At 64.1% G+C, this 19488-nt stretch carries 14 protein-coding genes; 7 read left to right on the top strand and 7 right to left on the bottom strand.

The annotated features are described in order from the left end of the window. Positions 1 to 116: 116 nt before the first annotated feature. On the top strand, positions 117 to 1214 hold the full coding sequence (locus ACGYLD_RS00085; protein WP_271691784.1) for a cupin domain-containing protein: 1098 nt from the start codon (positions 117 to 119) through the stop codon (positions 1212 to 1214). Here ACGYLD_RS00085 and ACGYLD_RS00090 read toward each other — a convergent pair. After that, positions 1206 to 4607, bottom strand: a complete 3402-nt coding sequence (locus ACGYLD_RS00090) for an indolepyruvate ferredoxin oxidoreductase family protein (protein ID WP_271691783.1) — start codon at positions 4605 to 4607, stop codon at positions 1206 to 1208. The genes ACGYLD_RS00085 and ACGYLD_RS00090 overlap by 9 nt on opposite strands. Positions 4608 to 4731: 124 nt before the next feature. Between ACGYLD_RS00090 and ACGYLD_RS00095 the strand changes: the two genes are divergently transcribed. Together ACGYLD_RS00095 and ACGYLD_RS00100 are read left to right on the top strand one after the other, a co-directional pair. Further along, positions 4732 to 5193, top strand: coding sequence for an Lrp/AsnC family transcriptional regulator (locus tag ACGYLD_RS00095; protein WP_271691782.1), 462 nt, complete (start codon positions 4732 to 4734; stop codon positions 5191 to 5193). Between the two features lie 90 nt (positions 5194 to 5283). Then, positions 5284 to 6396, top strand: a complete 1113-nt coding sequence (locus tag ACGYLD_RS00100; protein ID WP_271693838.1) for an S-(hydroxymethyl)glutathione dehydrogenase/class III alcohol dehydrogenase — start codon at positions 5284 to 5286, stop codon at positions 6394 to 6396. 32 nt (positions 6397 to 6428) lie between these two features. Here the strand turns inward: ACGYLD_RS00100 and ACGYLD_RS00105 are convergent, their stop codons facing one another. Both ACGYLD_RS00105 and ACGYLD_RS00110 read right to left on the bottom strand, forming a co-directional pair. Next, positions 6429 to 7886 carry a cobyric acid synthase gene (locus ACGYLD_RS00105; protein WP_394400469.1) on the bottom strand — a complete coding sequence of 486 codons (1458 nt, stop codon included), beginning with the start codon at positions 7884 to 7886 and terminating at the stop codon, positions 6429 to 6431. Positions 7887 to 8014: 128 nt separating this feature from the next. Continuing rightward, positions 8015 to 8335, bottom strand: a complete 321-nt coding sequence (locus ACGYLD_RS00110; RefSeq protein ID WP_007120494.1) for a DUF6280 family protein — start codon at positions 8333 to 8335, stop codon at positions 8015 to 8017. 221 nt (positions 8336 to 8556) lie between these two features. On the opposite strand from ACGYLD_RS00110, the gene efp reads away from it, so the two are divergent. Then, positions 8557 to 9120 carry an elongation factor P gene (gene efp, locus ACGYLD_RS00115; RefSeq protein ID WP_067265157.1) on the top strand — a complete coding sequence of 188 codons (564 nt, stop codon included), beginning with the start codon at positions 8557 to 8559 and terminating at the stop codon, positions 9118 to 9120. Positions 9121 to 9206: 86 nt separating this feature from the next. Here the strand turns inward: efp and ACGYLD_RS00120 are convergent, their stop codons facing one another. After that, the gene (locus tag ACGYLD_RS00120) at positions 9207 to 9953 is read right to left on the bottom strand and encodes a folate-binding protein YgfZ (protein ID WP_271691779.1); all 747 of its coding nucleotides are present in this window, start codon (positions 9951 to 9953) and stop codon (positions 9207 to 9209) included. A 64-nt stretch (positions 9954 to 10017) separates the two neighbouring features. Here ACGYLD_RS00120 and ACGYLD_RS00125 point away from each other — a divergent pair, with 64 nt between their 5' ends. Beyond that, positions 10018 to 10701: a TIGR04283 family arsenosugar biosynthesis glycosyltransferase gene (locus tag ACGYLD_RS00125; protein ID WP_271691778.1), complete on the top strand. Its 684-nt coding sequence runs from the start codon at positions 10018 to 10020 to the stop codon at positions 10699 to 10701. A gap of 32 nt (positions 10702 to 10733) precedes the next feature. Here the strand turns inward: ACGYLD_RS00125 and ACGYLD_RS00130 are convergent, their stop codons facing one another. Beyond that, positions 10734 to 12590, bottom strand: coding sequence for an ABC transporter ATP-binding protein (locus ACGYLD_RS00130; RefSeq protein ID WP_271691777.1), 1857 nt, complete (start codon positions 12588 to 12590; stop codon positions 10734 to 10736). A 233-nt stretch (positions 12591 to 12823) separates the two neighbouring features. On the opposite strand from ACGYLD_RS00130, the gene ACGYLD_RS00135 reads away from it, so the two are divergent. Further along, positions 12824 to 14032, top strand: coding sequence for a pyridoxal-phosphate-dependent aminotransferase family protein (locus tag ACGYLD_RS00135; RefSeq protein WP_394400474.1), 1209 nt, complete (start codon positions 12824 to 12826; stop codon positions 14030 to 14032). Here ACGYLD_RS00135 and ACGYLD_RS00140 read toward each other — a convergent pair. Continuing rightward, positions 14029 to 15132 (bottom strand): pyridoxal phosphate-dependent aminotransferase, encoded by a 1104-nt coding sequence (locus tag ACGYLD_RS00140; RefSeq protein WP_271691775.1) that lies wholly within the window; start codon positions 15130 to 15132, stop codon positions 14029 to 14031. The genes ACGYLD_RS00135 and ACGYLD_RS00140 overlap by 4 nt on opposite strands. A gap of 119 nt (positions 15133 to 15251) precedes the next feature. On the opposite strand from ACGYLD_RS00140, the gene ACGYLD_RS00145 reads away from it, so the two are divergent. After that, positions 15252 to 16043, top strand: coding sequence for a crotonase/enoyl-CoA hydratase family protein (locus ACGYLD_RS00145; RefSeq protein ID WP_271691774.1), 792 nt, complete (start codon positions 15252 to 15254; stop codon positions 16041 to 16043). 403 nt (positions 16044 to 16446) lie between these two features. On the opposite strand, the gene ACGYLD_RS00150 is transcribed toward ACGYLD_RS00145, so the two are convergent. After that, positions 16447 to 19458, bottom strand: coding sequence for a valine--tRNA ligase (locus ACGYLD_RS00150; RefSeq protein WP_394400477.1), 3012 nt, complete (start codon positions 19456 to 19458; stop codon positions 16447 to 16449). Positions 19459 to 19488: the final 30 nt, after the last annotated feature.

A 19488-nucleotide genomic window follows, 5' to 3' on the forward strand; every position in this document is an offset into this window, starting at 1 on the left:
GCTGGTCGAAAATGAGCGGTCGGGGGAACTTTATCGGCTGTGGTGCGTAACGCCCAGTTGACGCTTTGCCTGTCGCGCGCTCAACTGCGGCGCGATACGTGAAGAGGATGAGTTAAATGCGTTTGCCCGATGATGTTTTGGCGGAATTCTTGTTGCCCACGCGGGAGCTTAGGGAGGATCTGCCTTTCTTCACCAAAGTGCTGGGCATGCGGCTTGAGACGATTTTTCCCGCGGATGATCCTTCGGTGGCCAGTTTTTCGGGCCATGGGGTGCGTGTGAGGCTTGAACGGGGGGCGGATGTGGCACCGGGGCATCTGCGCCTGCTAACCGATGCGCCCGACAGTATCGCAGAGGGCCAGCGAGAACTTACGGCGCCCAATGGCACGAAGATCGATATCCTCCCGCGCAGCCCCCGCGTGGACCAGCCCGAGACACAGCATGAGTTCGCCGTGCGGCGGCTGGCGGATGAGGCCCCATGGGTGATCGGCCGCGCGGGGATGCACTACCGCGATCTCATCCCGTCGCGCCTCGGCGGCTCAATCATCGCCAGCCACATCCGCATCCCCGACGGCGGCCCGGTGCCGGACATGGTGCATTACCACACCGTTGGCTTCCAACTGATCTATTGCTACCGGGGCTGGGTTGATGTGCTTTACGAGGATCAGGGCGATGTGATCCGGCTCCATGCCGGGGATTGCGTGACCCAGCCGCCGGGCATCCGCCATCGCGTTGTCGAAGCCTCGCCCTCGATCGAAGTGATCGAGATCGGCGTTCCTGCGGAACATGTCACCACCATCGACCACGAGATGACCCTGCCGAACGGCAAAGGCGATCCGGCACGCGAATGGGACGGCCAGACTTTCGTGCATCACGTGAAGGAGGGGGCCGAGTGGCAGCCCTTCCGTATTCCGGGCTTCGTCGCGCGCGACACCGGGATCACCAAAGGCACCAAGGGCGTGGCCGGCATTCAGGTGGCGCGTTTCGACGGTGGCACGCCGCCGCCCGCCAAACATGACGCGGACATTCACTTCAGCTTCGTCATGGAAGGCAGCATGACCCTGAACGCCGAAGGGCAGGAGCCGCGCCAATTGGAGGCAGGCGATGCCTTCGTCATCCCGCCGGGCATGGTGGCGCAATATAGCGAGTGCTCGCCCGACCTTGAATTGCTCGAAGCCGGGCTGCGCGGTGATTTCTCGACGACGCTCTTAGCCTAGGCGCGCGGCCACCTCGGCCTGCACTTTCTCGACTGCGGCCTCTTTAACGGGGCCGTAGCCGCGGATCTCCATCGGCGCGGAAAGCACCGTCAGTGCCTCGTCATGGGGCAGGGCGGGGGCCTTTGCCATGATATCTTCGTACCAGCCGATCAGACCGACCTCGAGCTTGCGGTCGGCGCCGTAGCCGAACGGGTCTGCCCATGTGCCGCGCAGCGGTTTCATCGCTGCCAGAAGGTCAAAGGCACGGCCCATCCACGGGCCGAACTGGCGCTTGTTGGGGCGTCCGCGGCCATCCGTGCCGGTGGGCCATGCGGGCGGGGCGAGGTGGTAATGCACCTTGTAGTCGCCCTCGAAAGTATCGGCGATGCGCTCCTCGAAGCCGCTTTGACGGTGCAGGCGCGCGACCTCGTATTCGTCTTTGTAAGCCATCAGCTTGAAGAGCGATTTCGCCGCCGCGCGCATCAGGTCGTCGGAGCCTTCGGGCAGCTTGCCCTCCAGCGCATTGAGCTTGGCCTTGTAGCGCTGGGCATAGGCGGCGTTCTGGTAGCCGGTCAGGAACTCCATCCGCCGCGCGATCAGACCTTCGACACTGTCGTCGGGCGCAGGCGCGGGGGCGAAATGCGCCTCAATCGCCTGCGGGTTGCCCGCCATGACCCGGCCAAAGCCAAAGGCGGCGCGGTTCTTGTCCGGAACAACACCGTTCAATTCGATCGCCTGCTCAAGTGCTGTGAGCGAGACCGGCACCAGCCCCTTCTGCCAAGCGAAACCGAGCATCATCACATTGGCAAAGACCGCGTCGCCCATCAGTTTCTCGGCCATGGCGTTGGCGTCGAAGGCGGCAAGGTTCTCGGCCCCCACGGCCTGCGCGATCACCGCCTCGCGGTCGTCCATGCGCAACTCGGCATCGCGGTTCAGCACCAGATCGCCGGTGGGCATCTCGGCGCGGTTCAGCACGATCTGCGTCCCGCGCCTGTAGTGGGCCGAGGCTTTTGGCGCAGAACTAACAACCATGTCGCAGCCGATCACCGCGTCGGCGCCGCCCTGGTCGATGCGCACCTGATGCACCTCCTCGGGGCGTTTCGCCAGACGGACATAGCCCAGAACGGTGCCGAACTTCTGCGCGAAACCGGTGAAATCCAGCACACTGGAGCCCAGCCCCTCGAGATGCGCGGCCATGGTGATGAGCGCGCCCACGGTCACCACGCCGGTGCCGCCGACGCCGGTCACCAGCAGGTTGAAGGGTTGGTCGAGCTTGGGCAATTCCGGCATAGGAAGCTGCGCCGACAGCCCCGCCACGTCCAGCCCCGCGCCGGAGCGTTTGCGGCGGCTGCCGCCCTCGACCGTCACGAAGGAGGGGCAGAAGCCGTTAAGGCAGGAGTAATCCTTGTTGCAGGTGGACTGGTTGATCTGCCGCTTGGTGCCGAACTCGGTCTTCTTCGGCTCGACGCTCAGGCAGTTCGACTCGAGGCTGCAATCGCCGCAGCCCTCGCAGACCAGATCGTTGATCATCACAAATTTCTTCGGGTCGTCCATCAGCCCGCGCTTGCGCTTGCGGCGCTTCTCGGTGGCGCAGGTCTGCTCGTAGATCAGCACGGTGACGCCCGGGATCTCGCGCAGCTCGCGCTGCACGCGGTCGAGATCTCCGCGGTGGTCGAATGTGGTGCCATCCGGGAAGTCGCCCTTGGGAAGCAGTTCGGGCCGGTCCGAGACCAGCGCGATGCGCTCCACACCCTCGGCACGGCAGGCCTGCGCGATGGCGGCGACGGAAACGGGGCCGTCCACCGGCTGGCCGCCGGTCATCGCGACCGCGTCGTTGTAGAGGATCTTGTAGGTGATGTTGGTCTTCGCCGCGACCGCCTGCCGGATCGCCAGCGAACCGGAGTGATACCACGTGCCCTCGCCAAGGTTTTGGAAGACGTGCTTGTTCCCGTTAAACATCGAAGTCGCGATCCACGGCACGCCCTCGCCGCCCATCTGGGCGAAACCGGCCGTCTCGCGGTCCATCCACGAGGCCATGACATGGCAGCCAATGCCGGAGTTCGCCTTCGACCCCTCCGGCAGCTTGGTGGAGGAGTTATGCGGGCAGCCGGAGCAGAAATAAGGGGTGCGGGTGGCGCCCTCGACGTTCAGCAGCACGGGCGGCTGGTCGGTCAGCGTGCGGGCTTTTTCGAGCAACTTCTCTTCGGGGAAGAAGGCATCGAGGCGCGCGGCGATGATCGGCACCAGCTTCAGCGGCGACAGCTCCCCGGTCCAGGGCACCAGTTCTTCCAAGTTCTCGTCATGTTTGCCGACCATCCGCGCGGGCTTGGAGCCGGGCCAGTCGTAGAAGGCCTCCTTGAACTGGCTCTCGATGATGCCGCGTTTCTCTTCGATCACAAGCACTTCGCGTTTGCCCTTCACGAAGTCGAGCGCATCGTCCAGCGCCAGCGGCCAGACCATGCCGATCTTGTAGATGTCGATGCCGAGACGGCGGCAGTCGGCCTCGTCGAGGCCCAGAAGCCGCAGCGCCTCCATCGTGTCGAGATGGCCCTTGCCGGTGGTGACGATTCCGAAGGAGGCGTCCTGCGTCTCGTAAATATGCCGATCGATCGGGTTGGCGCGCATGAAGGCCTGCACGGCGTCGAGCTTGTGATGCAGCCGCGTCTCGATCTCGGGGGAGGGGAGATCGCCCAAGCGCACATGCAGCCCGCCCGGGGGCGCGGTGTAGTCAGGCTGCTTGAACACCCGGTCCGGGGTCAGCTCGACCGAGGCGCCGCTCTCCACGGTTTCCGAGATCGCCTTGAAGCCGACCCATGTGCCCGAGAAACGCGACAGCGCGATGCCGTATTCGCCGAAGGCTTGGTATTCGGCGACGGAAGCCGGGTTCAGCGTCGGCATGAACCACGACATGAAGCCCACGTCGGACTGGTGCGGCATCGACGACGACACGCAGCCGTGGTCGTCGCCGGCCACAACCAGCACACCGCCCTTGGGCGCGGAGCCATAGGCGTTGCCATGTTTCAGCGCGTCGCCCGAGCGGTCCACCCCCGGGCCCTTGCCGTACCACATCGAAAACACGCCCTCGACCTCGGCCTGCGGGTCGAGATGCGCCTGCTGCGCGCCCAAGACCGCGGTGGCGCCGAGGTCTTCGTTCACCGCCGGAAGGAACTTCACGCCCGCCTCGGCCACGCGGTCCTTGATGCGCCAGTATTCCAGATCGAGCCCTCCCAGAGGCGAGCCACGATAGCCTGAGACGAAACCGGCGGTATTTAACCCAGCCGCGCGATCACGCCGGGCCTGATCCAGCATGATGCGCACTAGTGCCTGCGTCCCAGTCAGAAAGACGCGGCCTTCGGTCTGATCATAGCGGTCATCAAGTTTATAAGTGGTAAATTCGCGCGGTTGTTCTGTCATGGGGGTCTCCTCACTGGGGAGCATACCGCAGAATGCGTGAATTTTTGCACCCGTTTTGCTGGCTTTGCCGTGGACGCGCGGATAAATTATCCGGAAGAACTTTTCAGAGTGAAAGATTTACCCGATGACTGAAATGGATGCGACGGACCGGCAGCTTGTCTTCCTGCTCCAGCAGGATTCGCGCCTGCCCAACGCACAACTGGCCGAAAAGCTAAATATTTCCGCCTCCGCCTGCTGGCGGCGGGTCAAGGCGTTGGAGCAAGCAGGCGTGATCAAACGCTATGCCGCCGTGGTCGATCCCAAGGCGATGGGGCTGGGGTTCGAGGCGATGGTGCATGTGCATTTGACCCGGCATGACGCCTCGGCCCTCGCCAGTTTTATCCGCGCGATCCAAAGCCGTAAGGAGGTGACGGAATGTTTCGCCACCACGGGGCAAGCGGACTACCACCTGCGCGTGCTTTGCCGCGATATCGACGCCTATAATGCCTTTTTAGAGAGCTTTCTGTTCCTGCATCCCGCAGTCAATTCGGCGACGACGAATGTGATCCTGCGGCAGATTAAATCCGACGCGCCGATTACTGGTTGAGGCGATCAGGGCAGCGTTTTCTGCGTTGGACATTTGCCGCATGCGTGCTCCATAAAGCGGCAGAGATCACACCCGAAGGAGAGACCCATGATGAGAACCCGTGCCGCCGTTGCCGTTGAAGCCGGCAAACCGCTTGAAATCATGGAGGTGAACCTCGAAGGGCCTAAACGCGGCGAAGTCTTGGTCGAGATCAAGGCGACCGGTCTGTGCCATACCGATGAATTCACCCGTTCGGGCGACGATCCCGAAGGCATCTTTCCCGCCATCCTCGGCCATGAGGGCGCGGGCGTCGTGTTGGAAGTGGGCGAGGGTGTGACCACACTGGAGCCGGGCGATCACGTCATCCCGCTTTACACGCCAGAATGCCGGGAGTGCGAGTATTGCCTCAGCGGCAAGACCAATCTGTGCCAAGCGATCCGCGTGACCCAAGGCCAAGGCAAGCTGCCCGATGGCACGACCCGCTTCTCCATGCTGGATGGCACGCCGATCCACCACTACATGGGCTGTTCGACCTTCGCCAATCACACCGTGGTGCCCGAAATCGCGCTGGCCAAGGTGCGCAAGGACGCGCCTTTTGACAAGATTTGCTACATCGGCTGTGGCGTCACCACGGGCATCGGTGCCGTCATTAACACCGCCAAGGTCGAGTTGGGCGCGCGGTGCGTGGTCTTTGGACTGGGCGGCATCGGTCTGAACGTCATTCAGGGCCTGCGCATGGCTGGGGCGGATCAGATCGTGGGCGTCGACCTCAATGACGACAAGGAAGAGGCCGCGCGTTACTTTGGCATGACCGATTTCGTGAACCCCTCGAAAGTTGACGGCGATCTGGTGGGGCATCTGGTCGAGTTGACCAAGGGCGGCGCCGATTACTCCTTTGACGCCACCGGCAACACCAAAGTCATGCGCGACGCGCTGGAATGCGCGCATAAGGGCTGGGGGGAAAGCATCATCATCGGCGTGGCACCCGCGGGGGCCGAGATTTCGACGCGGCCTTTCCAACTGGTCACCGGTCGGGTTTGGCGCGGGACCGCCTTTGGCGGGGCCAAGGGGCGCACGGATGTGCCGAAGATTGTCGATTGGTACATGAGCGGCAAGATCGAGATCGACCCGATGATCACCCATAAACTGACTTTGGATCAGATCAACGAAGGCTTCGATCTGATGCACAAGGGTGAATCGATCCGCGCGGTCGTCGAGTTTTAAGCGTTGGGCTGGAGGACCGCGCGCTCTCCAGCCTAGACCTCTGCCGCGAGGGAGAGGAACAGGTCGACATCCATATAGGTCTCGACATGATCGGCCAGCGCGTCCAGCGCCTCTTCCACGCCGGTTTCAAAATCCAGCGATGAGGTGACGCCGAAGCCGCCAAGATAGGCGCGGCGGAAGGCGTCTGAGCTAAAGATCCCGTGCATATAGCACCCCTGCACCCGGCCCGAAGGGGAGGCCGCGCCCTCGGGCGTGCCGTCGAAAGCCAGCCACGCGCGGGCGCAATCGGGGCCGGTGGTTTCTCCGATATGGATCTCATAGCCAGTGAGGGCGGTGCCGCTGGCGGGGTGCTGGCCGCCCTTTTCCGACAGCTGTTTCAACGGGGCCATCGTGGTTTCCACGTCCAGATGCCCCAGCCCCGCCACCCGCGCCGCCGGGCCTTCGATCCCCTCGGGATCGGTGATGGTCTTGCCCAGCATCTGATAGCCACCGCAAAGCCCCAGCACATGGCCACCGCGCCGGATATGGGCGGCAAGGTCGATGTCCCACCCCTCGGCCCGGAAGGCTTCGAGGTCGGAAATCGTGGATTTACTGCCGACCATCAGCACCAGATCGGCCTCGGCGGGGAGGGGGCTGCCAGGCATGATCATCCGCAGGTCGACGCCCGGCTCGGCGGCCAGCGGATCAAGGTCATCGAAATTGGCGATCCGGGGCAGGCGCGGCACGGCGATAACACAGCCCGACCCGCCTGAGCGGGCGCGGGCGGGCAGGTCCATCACGTCTTCGGCGGGCAGGCGGTGGGCGGCGTCGAACCACGGGATCACCCCAAGGCTCGGCCAGCCGGTACGCGTAGCGATGTCATCGCGCCCTGCGTCAAAGAGGCTGCGGTCACCGCGGAATTTGTTCACCGCAAAGCCGCGGATCAGCGCGTTATCCTCGGGGGAGAGCACGGCCTGTGTGCCGACGATCTGCGCGATCACCCCGCCGCGGTCGATGTCGCCCATCAGCACCACCGACACGCCGGCGGCGCGGGCAAAGCCCATATTGGCGATGTCGCCCGCCCGCAGGTTCGTCTCAGCCGGGGAGCCCGCACCCTCGATCACGATCAGGTCGCAGCTTTCGGCCAAACGGTGAAAGGATTGCAGCACTGCGGGCATCAGGCTGGCTTTGTTGCTGCCAAATTCCCGCGCCTCTTGCTGGCCTGCAATTCTACCCTGCACCACCACCTGCGCGCCGGTGGCGCTCTGGGGTTTCAGCAGCACCGGGTTCATATCCGTATGCGGGGCCACGCCCGCCGCCCGGGCCTGCAACGCCTGCGCGCGGCCAATCTCGCCCCCGTCTTTGGTGACGGCGGCGTTGTTGGACATGTTCTGCGGTTTGAAAGGGCGCACACGCAGGCCACGCCGGGTGCAGGCGCGGATCAATCCGGCGACGATCATCGACTTGCCGACATTGCTGCCGGTGCCTTGGATCATGATGGCTTTGGTCATGTCTGCTCGCCCTTGGTTTCGCACAAATTGGCGCAAATCAGAGGCAGGGGAAAGCCCATCGCCGAGGGGCAGACGCAAAAAAACGCAGCCCGAAGGCTGCGTCAATTGCGCCGCTTGGCGAATATGTCTTAGGCGGCTTCGGCCTGAAGCGCGGCATTGCGGCGCTCGGATTCTTCACGCGACAGGGCGACGGAGGTCCGCACGCCTTTGCCGACGAATTCCATCAGACCTTCGACGACCCGCTCGTTGGGGTCGATACCGGCACAGCTCAGAACCTCGCGGCCATCGCGCGAGCGGGCCCAGCGGGCGATCTGTTCAGGGCCGTTGCCATATTTCTTGTCATCGGCAATTGCGTCATCCAAAGCAGCTAGCACCACAGCAGCAAAGAGCTTGCGTGCGCGGTTGCCTTGCTCGTTGTTGAAAGCGGTGCCATCAACGAAATCTTTCATCTCGTCGTCCTTTCGATTATTCTTGCTCTTGTCATTCGGGCGTGGAGGCCCTTATGACGGATATCTTTTGATTCGGATACCTCTATTTAGCATATCTCCCATGCAGCTTGCGCATATCTAGTTGGTGTGGCAGCAGAGAATAACGCCTGCTTGCAGGGGACCATCCCTCCCGATATAGACCCGAACATCATATCATCAACCTTATGTCGTGGTTTTGTCACATGCCCAAGATTAACGGAAACGAGATCCGCCCCGGAAACGTCCTTGAACATAACGGTGGCCTCTGGGCGGCTGTGAAGGTCGATCACGTGAAGCCCGGCAAGGGCGGCGCCTTTGCCCAAGTCGAGATGCGCAACCTGCGCAACGGCTCCAAATTGAACGAACGCTTCCGGTCCGCCGATAAGGTCGAGCGCGTGCGTTTGGAACAAAAAGACCAGCAATTTCTGTATGAAGACGACGGTATGCTGGTGGTGATGGACACTGAAACCTATGAGCAGGTGCAGTTGCCTGCCGAGCTTTTGGGGGAGCGCCGCCCCTTCTTGCAGGACGGCATGATGATCGTGGTCGAATATCACGAGGAAGAGGCGCTGAACGCCTCGCTGCCGCAGAAGGTGACCTGCAAAGTGGCCGAGACCGAGCCGGTGGTGAAGGGCCAAACGGCGGCGAATTCCTTCAAGCCTGCCGTGCTCGATAACGGTGTGAAGATCACCGTGCCGCCCTTCGTGGGCCAAGACGAAGACATCGTCGTGAACACGGAAACCATGGAATATGTCGAACGCGCCTGACGCGACGTCATTTTTGGTAAAGGAGATCAGCCCCGGTTTTGCCGGGGCTTTTTGTTTCGTGGGGGCCTTTCAGCGGCGCGCGGTGCTCAGGTCGCGGGGCCGGGCCAAGTGACCTCTGCACCTTCGGCCTGCATCGGGCCTTTGGCGCGGTCGAACCGCAGATGCGCCAAAGCCTGACCGCCCGCTTGGGTGTAGAGCGTGCCCGCGGGTTTCCCCTCTGCCGTGATTGCCGTGCCGGGGGCGGCGCTGCCGCTGACCTCGACCCGGGTCAGCCCTTTGCGCAACTCGGTCTTGTGCTTCATCCGGGCGGTGACCTCTTGGCCGACATAGCAGCCTTTGCGGAAATCCAACCCTTTGATCCGATCGAACCCCGCCTCAAGGATAAAGGTATCGGGGGTGAGTTCGATCCCCGTCTCGGGGATCAGATGCGCCACGCGCAGGGCGTCCCAATCGGTCGCGTCCTCGGTTTGCGGGGTGTCGCGATAGGCGCGCCAGCCCATTTCGGGATGCCGCGGATCGGCTAAGGCGTCGTCGGGTGCAAGCCCGGTGCCGCGGTGCAGATGCAGATCGCTGGGGGTGATCGTTACCTTCGCGCGTAGTTTGTACATCGACAGCCGCTGGGTCAGCATATCGCCAAGGCTCTCATCCACGTCGAGCAGAACGTCTTCGCCATCGGCGATCAGAAAGAAATCGGCCATATATTTGCCCTGCGGCGTCAGCAGGGCAGCATAGACCGGGCCTTTGTCCAGTTTGCCGACATCATTGGTCACGATTCCTTGCAGAAAGTCGCGGGTGTCGGGGCCGGAGAGGCGCAGAATGCGGCGCGGGGTCATGCGGGTGTCCTTTGATTGCTGGCCATGACATATAACCTGTCAAAGCCATCCAAAAGGGGCAACCATGCGCGCGCCGATCTCTGTCGTCATTCCCAGCCTCAACGCGGCCACGGCGCTGCCCGCTTGCCTCGCCGCGCTCGTCGAAGGCTTGCAGGCCGGGTTGATCCGCGAGGTGATCCTAAGTGATGGTGGCTCCACGGATGGCACGCGAGCGCTGGCCGAAGGCTGGGGGGCTGAGGTCGTCTCGGGCGCGCCCTCGCGGGGCGGTCAGTTGCGGCGTGGGTGTGATGCAGCGCAGGGCGCATGGCTCTTGGTGCTGCACGCTGACACGGTGCTGGCCTCGGGCTGGAGCGATGCGGTGCAGGATCACATGGCGCACAGGGCCGAAGGGGCGGGGTGGTTCCGCCTGCGCTTCGATCAGCGGGGTTTGGCGCCGCGTTTGGTGGCGGGCTGGGCGAACCTGCGCAGCGGTCTTGGCCTGCCCTATGGCGATCAGGGGTTGCTGTTGCCCCGCGCGCTTTATGACGCGGTGGGCGGCTATCCCGATCAGCCGCTGATGGAGGATGTGGCGCTCGCCCGCGCCCTGCGCGGCCGCTTGACCCGGCTGGACGGGGTCGCCGTGACCAGTGCCGAGAAATACCGCCGTCAGGGCTGGCTGCGGCGCGGGGGGCGCAACCTCTGGGCGCTGGCGCGCTATGCGATGGGGGCCAGCCCCGAGGCGCTCGCCGAAAGCTACCGGCGTTCGTGAAAGGGGCGCGGGTTTGCCCACGCCCCGCGCATTCAGTTAAAGAACGCCGCCCCGATCCGTTGGAGCAGATTGGGCTGGCGCGCCCTTTCGCGGCGTTTCTTCGCGGAGAGGGCGCTGAGGCCGCGCGCATCCGACACGGTCTTTCCGTCGCGATATTGCAGGCGGTAGAGGTCGGCATAGATGCCGCCGCGCTCCATCAACTCGTCATGGGTGCCCTCATCGGTGACGCGGCCCCGGTCCATCACCACGATCTTATCCGCGCTGCGGATGGTCGATAGCCGGTGCGCGATGACGATAGTCGTGCGGCCCTTGGCGAGGCGATCAAGCGCGTCCTGCACGACCTGTTCCGATTGCGCATCCAATGCGCTGGTGGCCTCATCCAGAAGCAGGATCGGCGTGTCGCGCAGCAGGGCGCGGGCGATCACCACGCGCTGGCGCTGCCCGCCCGACAGGGCTGAGCCGCGTGGGCCGACGCGGGTTTCCAGCCCCTGTTCCAACTGCGGCAGGAAGTCCGCCACATGGGCGGCTTTCAGCACCCGGTCGAGCTCTTCGTCGGTGACATTCTCTCGGCCCAGCACGATGTTCTCGCGCAGTGTTTCATCGAACAAAAGCGCTTCCTGCGTCACGACAGAGAAGAGGCCGCGCAGGTCCGGTATGGTCATCGCGCTGGTGTCGACCCCGCCGATCCGCACGCTGCCGCTTTGCGGGTCCACCAGCCGGGTGAGCAGGTTGAAGATGGTCGATTTCCCCGCCCCCGAGGCCCCGACCAGTGCGGTCGTCTGGCCCGCTTTCGCGGTCAGGTCCAAGCCGTTCAACACCTTCGTGTCGCCATAGGAGAGCGAGACATCCGTCAGGGTCACATCGGGCGGGCCATCGGGCGCGGCCTGCGCTTTGTCGGGGCTGCGCAGGTGCAGGGGCGCGTCGAGCAATTCCTTGATCCGTTCTAGCGCGGCGGCGGCCATCTGCCATAGGCCGCTGATCGCCCCGAGACGCCGCAGGGGGGAGAACATGAACCCCAGCGAGGTGAAGAAGGTCATGAACTCGCCAATGGTCTTATTGCCCGCGATGATCTCGGACCCGCCATAGACGATCACGGCCATAAAGCCGATGCCCGACATGATGTCGATCATCGCCGGGATCGCGGAGTTGCCAAAGGCGGCACGGACTTCGGTGCGGATAAAGGTGCGCGTCAATTCGCGGTATTGCCGGGCTTGGTAGTCCTCTAGCGCGTTGAGCTTGATCTGCACGATGCCGTGGAAAACCTCGTCCAGCCGGGTCGAGAGGCTGGCCCCGATATCCCGCGCCTCGCGCGAGCGGGCGCGGACGAAACGCTGGGCGATGGCGGCGGGCAGCACCATCAGCGGCACGCCGACCATTGCCAGAAGCGCCCAGATCGGGTCAATCGCGATGGCCACGCCCATGAGGATCACCAGCCCCACCAGATCGCGCCCCGCGCCGGTGATTACCGCGCGCCAGACATCGCTGACCGCATTCACATCCGATTGCACGCGCTGGACAAGAAAGCCGGGCGGGTGGCTTTGGTGGAAAGCACCGTCTTGCTGCATCATCCGGTCAAGCAGGTCGATGCGCAGATCCGCCGCCGTGCGCTGTGCCACGCGGGTCAGCAGCACCTTTTGCACCACCGTGGCGAGCGCCCGCAGCGCAAAGATCGCCACCAGCACCAGCCCGACCCAGACCAGCGCCCCGCGGTCGCCGCCGACGAAGACGCGGTCAAACATCGGCTCCATCAGTTTCGCCAGCACGCCCAGGGTCGAGCCTTCGATGATCATGAAGAGCACCGCGATGGCCATCAGACCGGTGTGTTTCTTTAGATAGTCCCGCCAAAGCCAGCGCATCAACTGCGCGGAGGTGTAACTGTCATCATTCATACCGGTGCCTGATCCTTTTGGGCAGTCGGATCCCGTGTACGAAAGCCGCGCAGGCAGGGCAAGCCGTCGCGCAGGTCGGGCAAGGCGGGCAGGGGGTGGCCTGCGCGCGTGGAAGGGTGGCGCGGGGGCGCACCTTACCTAAGGTCCGATCGCGTGTTGACCCCGGCCTGCCGGGCAGTAAGCTGCGCCCGACCGTCCCCCGGTCACGCATTTTCAAAACGGCAGCCAATATCATGACAAAGCAGAATAAACTCGCCCCCGGTCGTTCGTACCTCGCCATTCCCGGCCCCTCGGTCATGCCCGACGCGGTGCTGAGCGCGATGCACCGCGCGGCTCCCAATATCTATGAGGGCGAGTTGGTCGAGATGATGCCTGCGCTGGCCGCGGACCTAAAGCGCGTGGCGCGTACAGATCGTCATGTGGCGATGTATATCAGCAACGGCCACGGCGCTTGGGAAGCCGCGCTGAGCAATGTCATAGCCCCCGGTGACCGGGTGTTGGTGCTGGCCACGGGGCGTTTCGGCCATGGCTGGGCCGAAATGGCAACGGGGCCGGGGGCAGAGGTGGATATCCTCGACTTTGGCCGCAACGCGCCTGTCGATCTCGCGCAGGTGGCCGAGCGTTTGAAGGCCGACAGCGGCCATCAGATCAAGGCGGTGATGGCTGTCCATGTGGACACCTCAAGCTCGGTCCGCAACGATGTGCCGGGTCTGCGCCGCCTGTTGGATGAGGCGGGCCACCCCGCGCTCTTGATGGCCGATTGCATCGCGTCATTGGGCTGTGAGCGCTTTGAGATGGACGCTTGGGGCGTTGATGTCATGGTCACCGCTTCGCAAAAGGGGCTGATGGTGCCGCCGGGCATGGCCTTCGTCTTTTTCAACGACCGGGCCGAGGAAGCCCGTGCGCGTCTGCCCCGCGTGAGCCGCTATTGGGATTGGTCGCCGCGCGCCCATGCGCAGGAGTTTTATCAATACCACGGCGGCACGGCGCCGACGCATCACCTCTACGGCCTGCGCGCCGCCCTCGACATCATCCATGAAGAGGGGATCGAGCAGGTCTGGCAGCGCCATGAAACGCTGGCCCGTGCGGTTTGGGCGGCCTGCGAGGCGTGGTCGGCGGAAGGCAGCCTGCGGTTCAACATCGAAGACCGCGCCCTGCGCAGCCATGCCGTCACCGCGCTGCGGCTGCAAGCGCCCCATGCGACCGACTTGCGCGATTGGGTGCAGGGCAATCTCGGTCTCACACTGGGCGTGGGTCTGGGCATGGCCCTACCGGGGGAGCCCGCGTGGCACGGGTTCTTCCGCCTTGGCCATATGGGCCATGTGAACGGCCATATGATCATGGGGCTGCTTGGCGGGATCGAAGCCGGGCTTTCGGCGCTAAAGATCGACCACGGCCCGGGCGCCTTGCAAGCGGCGGCGGAGGTGATCGGCGGGGCTTAAGCCCCGCGCGCGTCGGCTAAAGCCTCGGGCAAGGCGGCGGCGAAGTGATCCAGTTCTTCCGCCGTGCTGCAACTGATGCGGATGCAGCGGTTTTGCGGCGCAGCGAAGGGCATCCGCACGAAGATCCCCCGCGCCACCAGCGCGTCGAGCACCGCCTTCGCGAAAGCGCCATTGCGGCCACAGTCGACCGCGACGAAATTGGCGGCAGAGGGGAGGGTGCTCAGCCCGTTTTCTTCGGCGATTTGGGCGATCCGGCGGCGCGCCTCGGCGATCTTGGTCTGAACCTCTTTCAGGTAGCTCTGATCCTGCACCGCCGCCAAAGCCCCCGCCTGCGCCGCGCGGTTCAGGCCAAAGTGATTGCGGACCTTGTGAAAGGCGGTGATCAACTCGGGCGCGGCGATGGCATAGCCGATCCGCGCCCCGGCAAGGCCGTAGGCTTTGGAGAAGGTCCGCATCCGGATCACCCGTGGGTCTTCGGCGGTAAGTTCGGGCGCGGTGCCTTCAGGGGCGCATTCGATATAGGCTTCATCCAGCAATAGCAGGCTGCCTTGGGGCAGGTCGTCGAGCGCGCGTGCCAGTGCCGCGCCCTCATGCCAAGTGCCCATCGGGTTGTCGGGATTGGCGAGGTAGACGAGCTTGGCGTCCACCTCCGCCGCCTTGGCGAAAAGCGCCGCCGGGTCTTCGTGATCGTCGCGGTAGGGCACCTTGTGCAGCACGCCGCCGAAGCCCGTGACGTGGTAGTTGAAGGTAGGGTAGGCGCCTTCGGAGGTCACCACCGCATCACCTTCGCCCACCAGCAGACGGACGAGGTAGCCCAGCAGCCCGTCAATGCCTTCGCCGACGATGATGTTCTCGGGCGCGATGCCGTGCAGTTCGGCCAGCGCCGCGCGCAACTCTACGCTTTCGGAATCGCCGTATTTCCACATTTCGGTCTCTGCCATGGCCGCGATGGCGCGGGGCGAGGGGCCAAAGACGTTTTCATTGGCGCCAAGCCGCGCTTTGAACGGGCGGCCAAGTGAGCGCTCTTGCGCTTCGGGGCCCACGAAGGGGACGTTGGCGGGCAGGCGTTCGGCGAGGGGGGTGAGGCGTGCATATGTCATGCGCCAAGGTGTAGGGGCGGGCCCGTGAGAGGGCAAGTGCCGCAGCACCTGCCGCCACGTTTTGCTGGTGCCGCGCGATGATCTGCGCTGAACTGCGCCAAACATTCAGGAGAACAGCCATGCCCCGCGTCACCACCCGGATCGAAGACCATATCGCCTATGTGGCCCTCACACGCGCCGACAAGATGAACGCGGTGGATGATGAGATGATCGAGGCGATCATCGCGGCAGGGCAGGAGGTTGCGGCCTCGGACGCCCGGGTGGTGCTGCTCTCGGGCGAGGGCAAAGGCTTTTGTGCGGGCATTGATATTGGCGGGCTCTCGGGGATGCTGGGGCAGGATGTCGAGGCGTTGATCATGCCGCGCAGCCATGGCGAAGGCACGACGAACAAATGGCAAGAGGTGTCGATGGTTTGGCACCGTTTGGAAATCCCGGTCATCGCGGCGCTGCATGGGGTGGTTTTCGGCGCCGGGATGCAACTGGCGCTTGGGGCGGATATTCGGATTGCCGCGCCGGATACGAAGCTCGCTGTGATGGAGATGAAATGGGGCATCGTGCCGGATATGGGCGGCATGGTGCTGCTGCCGCGTCTGGTGCGCTCGGATGTGTTGCGGCGGTTGACCTATACCGCCGCGCCGGTGGACGCCGCGCAGGCGGAGCGTTGGGGGTTGGTGACGGAAGTCGCCGATGATCCGCAGGCGGCCGCGCTGGAACTGGCGCAGGTGATCGCGGGCAAAGGGCCGAATGCGATCCGCACGGCGAAGCGGTTGATCGGATATGCGGAGACGGGCGCATCGGATGCGGATGTGCTCTTGGCCGAGTCGCGTGAGCAGGCGGCGCTGCTGGGTAAACCCGAGCAGATGGAGGTGATCGCGGCGGAATTCGGCAAGCGGCCCGCGGTGTTTAAGTAAGCCGGCTTGCGAACCGGTCACGTTGAACGAAACAGCCCGGAATCAAGGCCGCAGGCCGCCGGGCAGCGCCAGACCGCCCAAACGGGCTGGCGCTTTTGCAATCGGAGTGCCGTCCTGTGAGCTTGGCGTAAGTGCTGCGGGGATAAACTGCCCAACTGGCGCGTCAGATGCGCCACCCCGCGGTCTGGCACTCCCCGGCTTGCACGCCGATTGCCTGTCTCGCAACAGCCCGGAATCAAGGCCGCAAGGCCGCCGGGCAGCGCCAGGCCGCCCGGCCGGGCTGGCGCTTTTGCAATCGAAGTGCATTCCTGTCAGCTTGGCATAAACGCGGCAGAGATAAACTGCCCAACTGCCCCCTATGCAGCGCCATCCCGCGGTCTGGCGCTGCCCGGCTTTGTTGGTCTCAGCCCAGTTCCGCCAGCCGGTCCAGTGCGGCCTGCAATTGGTCCGCCTCTTCCTGACGTGCCGCGAGATTCGCCTGCGCTTCGGCCACGACCTCTTCCGGCGCGGAGGCGGCGAACTTGGGGTTGTTCAAACGCCCCTTCAGCCCACCGATCTCCTTGCCCAGCTTGTCGAGCGATTTCTGCAGACGCGCCTTCTCGGCATCAATGTCGATGAGACCGGCCAAGGGCAGGCCGAAGCTCGCCCCCGGGGCGGCGATCGAGACGGTGCCTTTCGGGAAGCTGTCGCTCCGCTCAAGGCTCTCGACCCGCGCCAGACGCTTGATCATCACCTCGTTCCGGTCCCATGCGCCTTGTGCTGCCTCGTCCATATCGGTCACCAGCATCGGCACCTTCAGCCCGGCGGGCACATGCATCTGCTGACGGGCGGAGCGGATGCTCTCGATCAGGCCGATCACCCAATTGAGCTCCCGGTCCGCGTCGGCATCGAGCAGATCGGCGGTGGTGTAGGCGGGCCAATCGGTGAGGGCCAGCAGCTCTTCGCGCTTGGCGGTGGTCTGCCAAAGTTCCTCGGTGATGAAGGGCATGATCGGATGCAGCAGGATCAGGCATTGCTCCAGCACCCAGGCCATGGTGGCCCGGGTTTCCTCGGCCTCGGGCGCGTCGTCCTGCAACAGCGGCTTGGAAAGCTCCACATACCAGTCGCAGACCTTGCCCCAGACAAAGGCGTAAAGCGCATTGGCCGCGTCGTTGAAGCGGAAGTTGCCGAGTGCGGCGTCAACTTCCTCGCGCACGCGGGCGGTCTCGCCCACGATCCACTTGTTCAGCGTGGCGGTCGGCTGCGGCATCCCGGCGGGCATGGCCTCAAACACGCCGTTCATCTCGGCGAAGCGGTGCGCGTTCCACAGCTTGGTGCCAAAGTTGCGATAGCCCGCGATGCGCTGCGTCGAGAGCTTCAGGTCGCGTCCCATGGCGGCCATCGACGTCAGGGTGAAGCGCACGGCGTCAGCGCCGTAGTCGTCGATCAGCTCCAGCGGGTCGAGCACATTGCCAAGGGACTTCGACATCTTCTTGCCCTTCTCATCACGCACCAGCGCGTGGACATAGACGGTGTCGAAGGGTTTCTGATCGACCACGGCATATTGCATCATCATCATCCGGGCGACCCAGAAGAAGATGATGTCGAAACCGGTGACCAGCACGGAGGTCGGGAAGTATTTTTCCAGCTCGGCCGTCTGCTCGGGCCAGCCCAGCGTGCCGATGGGCCAGAGCCCGGAGGAGAACCATGTGTCGAGCACATCGGGGTCGCGGTAGATACCCACGGACACAAGCTTTCCACCGCTTTCGACATAGGAACTTGTGCCTTCGCGCAGTTCGACCTCCACGTGGTCGCCGAAGCGAGCCTTCACCTGAGCAACTGCTTCTTCGCTGGTTGATGCGCAATACTCATTGCCTTCGTGGTCGAACCAAACCGGAATCTGGTGCCCCCACCAGAGCTGGCGCGAGATACACCACGGCTCGATGTTCTCCAGCCAGTGGAAATATACCTTGCGGTCCTGTTCGGGCAGGATCGTCACTTCGCCCGAGCGCACGGCGTCGATGGCGGGCTGCACGATCTTGTCGGTGGCGACGAACCACTGGTCGGTCAGCATCGGCTCGATCACCACCTTGGAGCGGTCGCCGAAGGGCTGCATGATCTTCTTGGCCTCTACGAGCGGCACGAGGTTGTCTTCCTCGGTGCGCATCTCGCCGCCCTCACCGGGCTCGACGGGGGCTTTCTTGGCGGCGCGGCCAAGGCGGGGATCGGTCGCCTCGGTCATCACGGCAAGGCCCTCGGCGGTCACGTCCTCAACCACGCGCTTGCGGGCCTCAAAACGGTCGAGGCCGCGGTAGGCTTCCGGCACGAGGTTGATCTCGGTCGCGTCCTCGGGCGCGGCTTCGGAACCATCTGCCATGGCCTGCGCGCGCGCGGCGGCCTGATCGTAGGGCAGGCCATCGGCGCGCATCCGGCCTTGGGTGTCCATCAGCGCGTAAAGCGGGATGTTGTTGCGCTTGGCCACGCCGTAGTCGTTGAAGTCATGCGCGCCGGTGATCTTTACCGCGCCCGAGCCGAAGTTCTTGTCCGGATATTCGTCGGTGATGATCGGGATGAGGCGGCGCTGCTCTTTCGGGCCGACGGGAATTTCGCAGAGTTTCCCGATGATTGAGGCGTAACGCTCATCCGATGGATGAACTGCAACGGCACCGTCGCCCAGCATGGTCTCGGGCCGGGTGGTGGCGATGGAGATATAGTCGCGCTCTTCCTCAAAGAGCACGTTGCCGTCCTCGTCGCGCTCGACATAGGTATAGGTTTCACCCCCCGCCAGCGGGTATTTAAAATGCCACATGTGGCCGTCGACCTCGGTGCTCTCGACCTCGAGGTCGGAGATCGCGGTCTCAAAATGCGGGTCCCAATTGACCAGCCGCTTGCCGCGGTAGATCAGCCCCTTGTTGTACATGTCCACAAAGACCTTAATGACGGCATCGTGGAAATTGCCTTCTTCACCCTCGGGCGCACCGGGCGCGCCGGACATGGTGAAAGCGTTGCGCGACCAGTCGCAGGAGGCGCCCAGACGGCGGAGCTGGTCGATGATCGTGCCGCCGGATTTCTGCTTTTGCTCCCAGACCTTGGCGGTAAACGCCTCGCGGCCCAACTCGCGGCGGCCGGGCTGGCCGGTGGCGGCCAATTCCCGCTCCACCACCATCTGCGTGGCGATGCCCGCGTGGTCTTGGCCGGGCTGCCAGAGGGTGTCGAAACCCTGCATCCGGTGCCAGCGCACGAGGATATCTTGCAGTGTGTTGTTGAACGCATGGCCCATGTGCAGCGAGCCGGTGACATTCGGCGGCGGGATCATCACCGAGAAATGCTCATCCCGCTGCGCATTCGCGCCCGCTTTGAACGCGCCCTTGGTCTCCCAATCGGCGTAGATGCGGCTTTCCGCCTCGGCGGCGTTGAAGGTCTTTTCGAGTGCCATGGTCATGATCCCTTTTGTTGCGCCCCGTTT

The organism is Sulfitobacter sp. 1A12056 (genome assembly GCF_043558125.1).
Taxonomy (GTDB): domain Bacteria; phylum Pseudomonadota; class Alphaproteobacteria; order Rhodobacterales; family Rhodobacteraceae; genus Sulfitobacter; species Sulfitobacter faviae.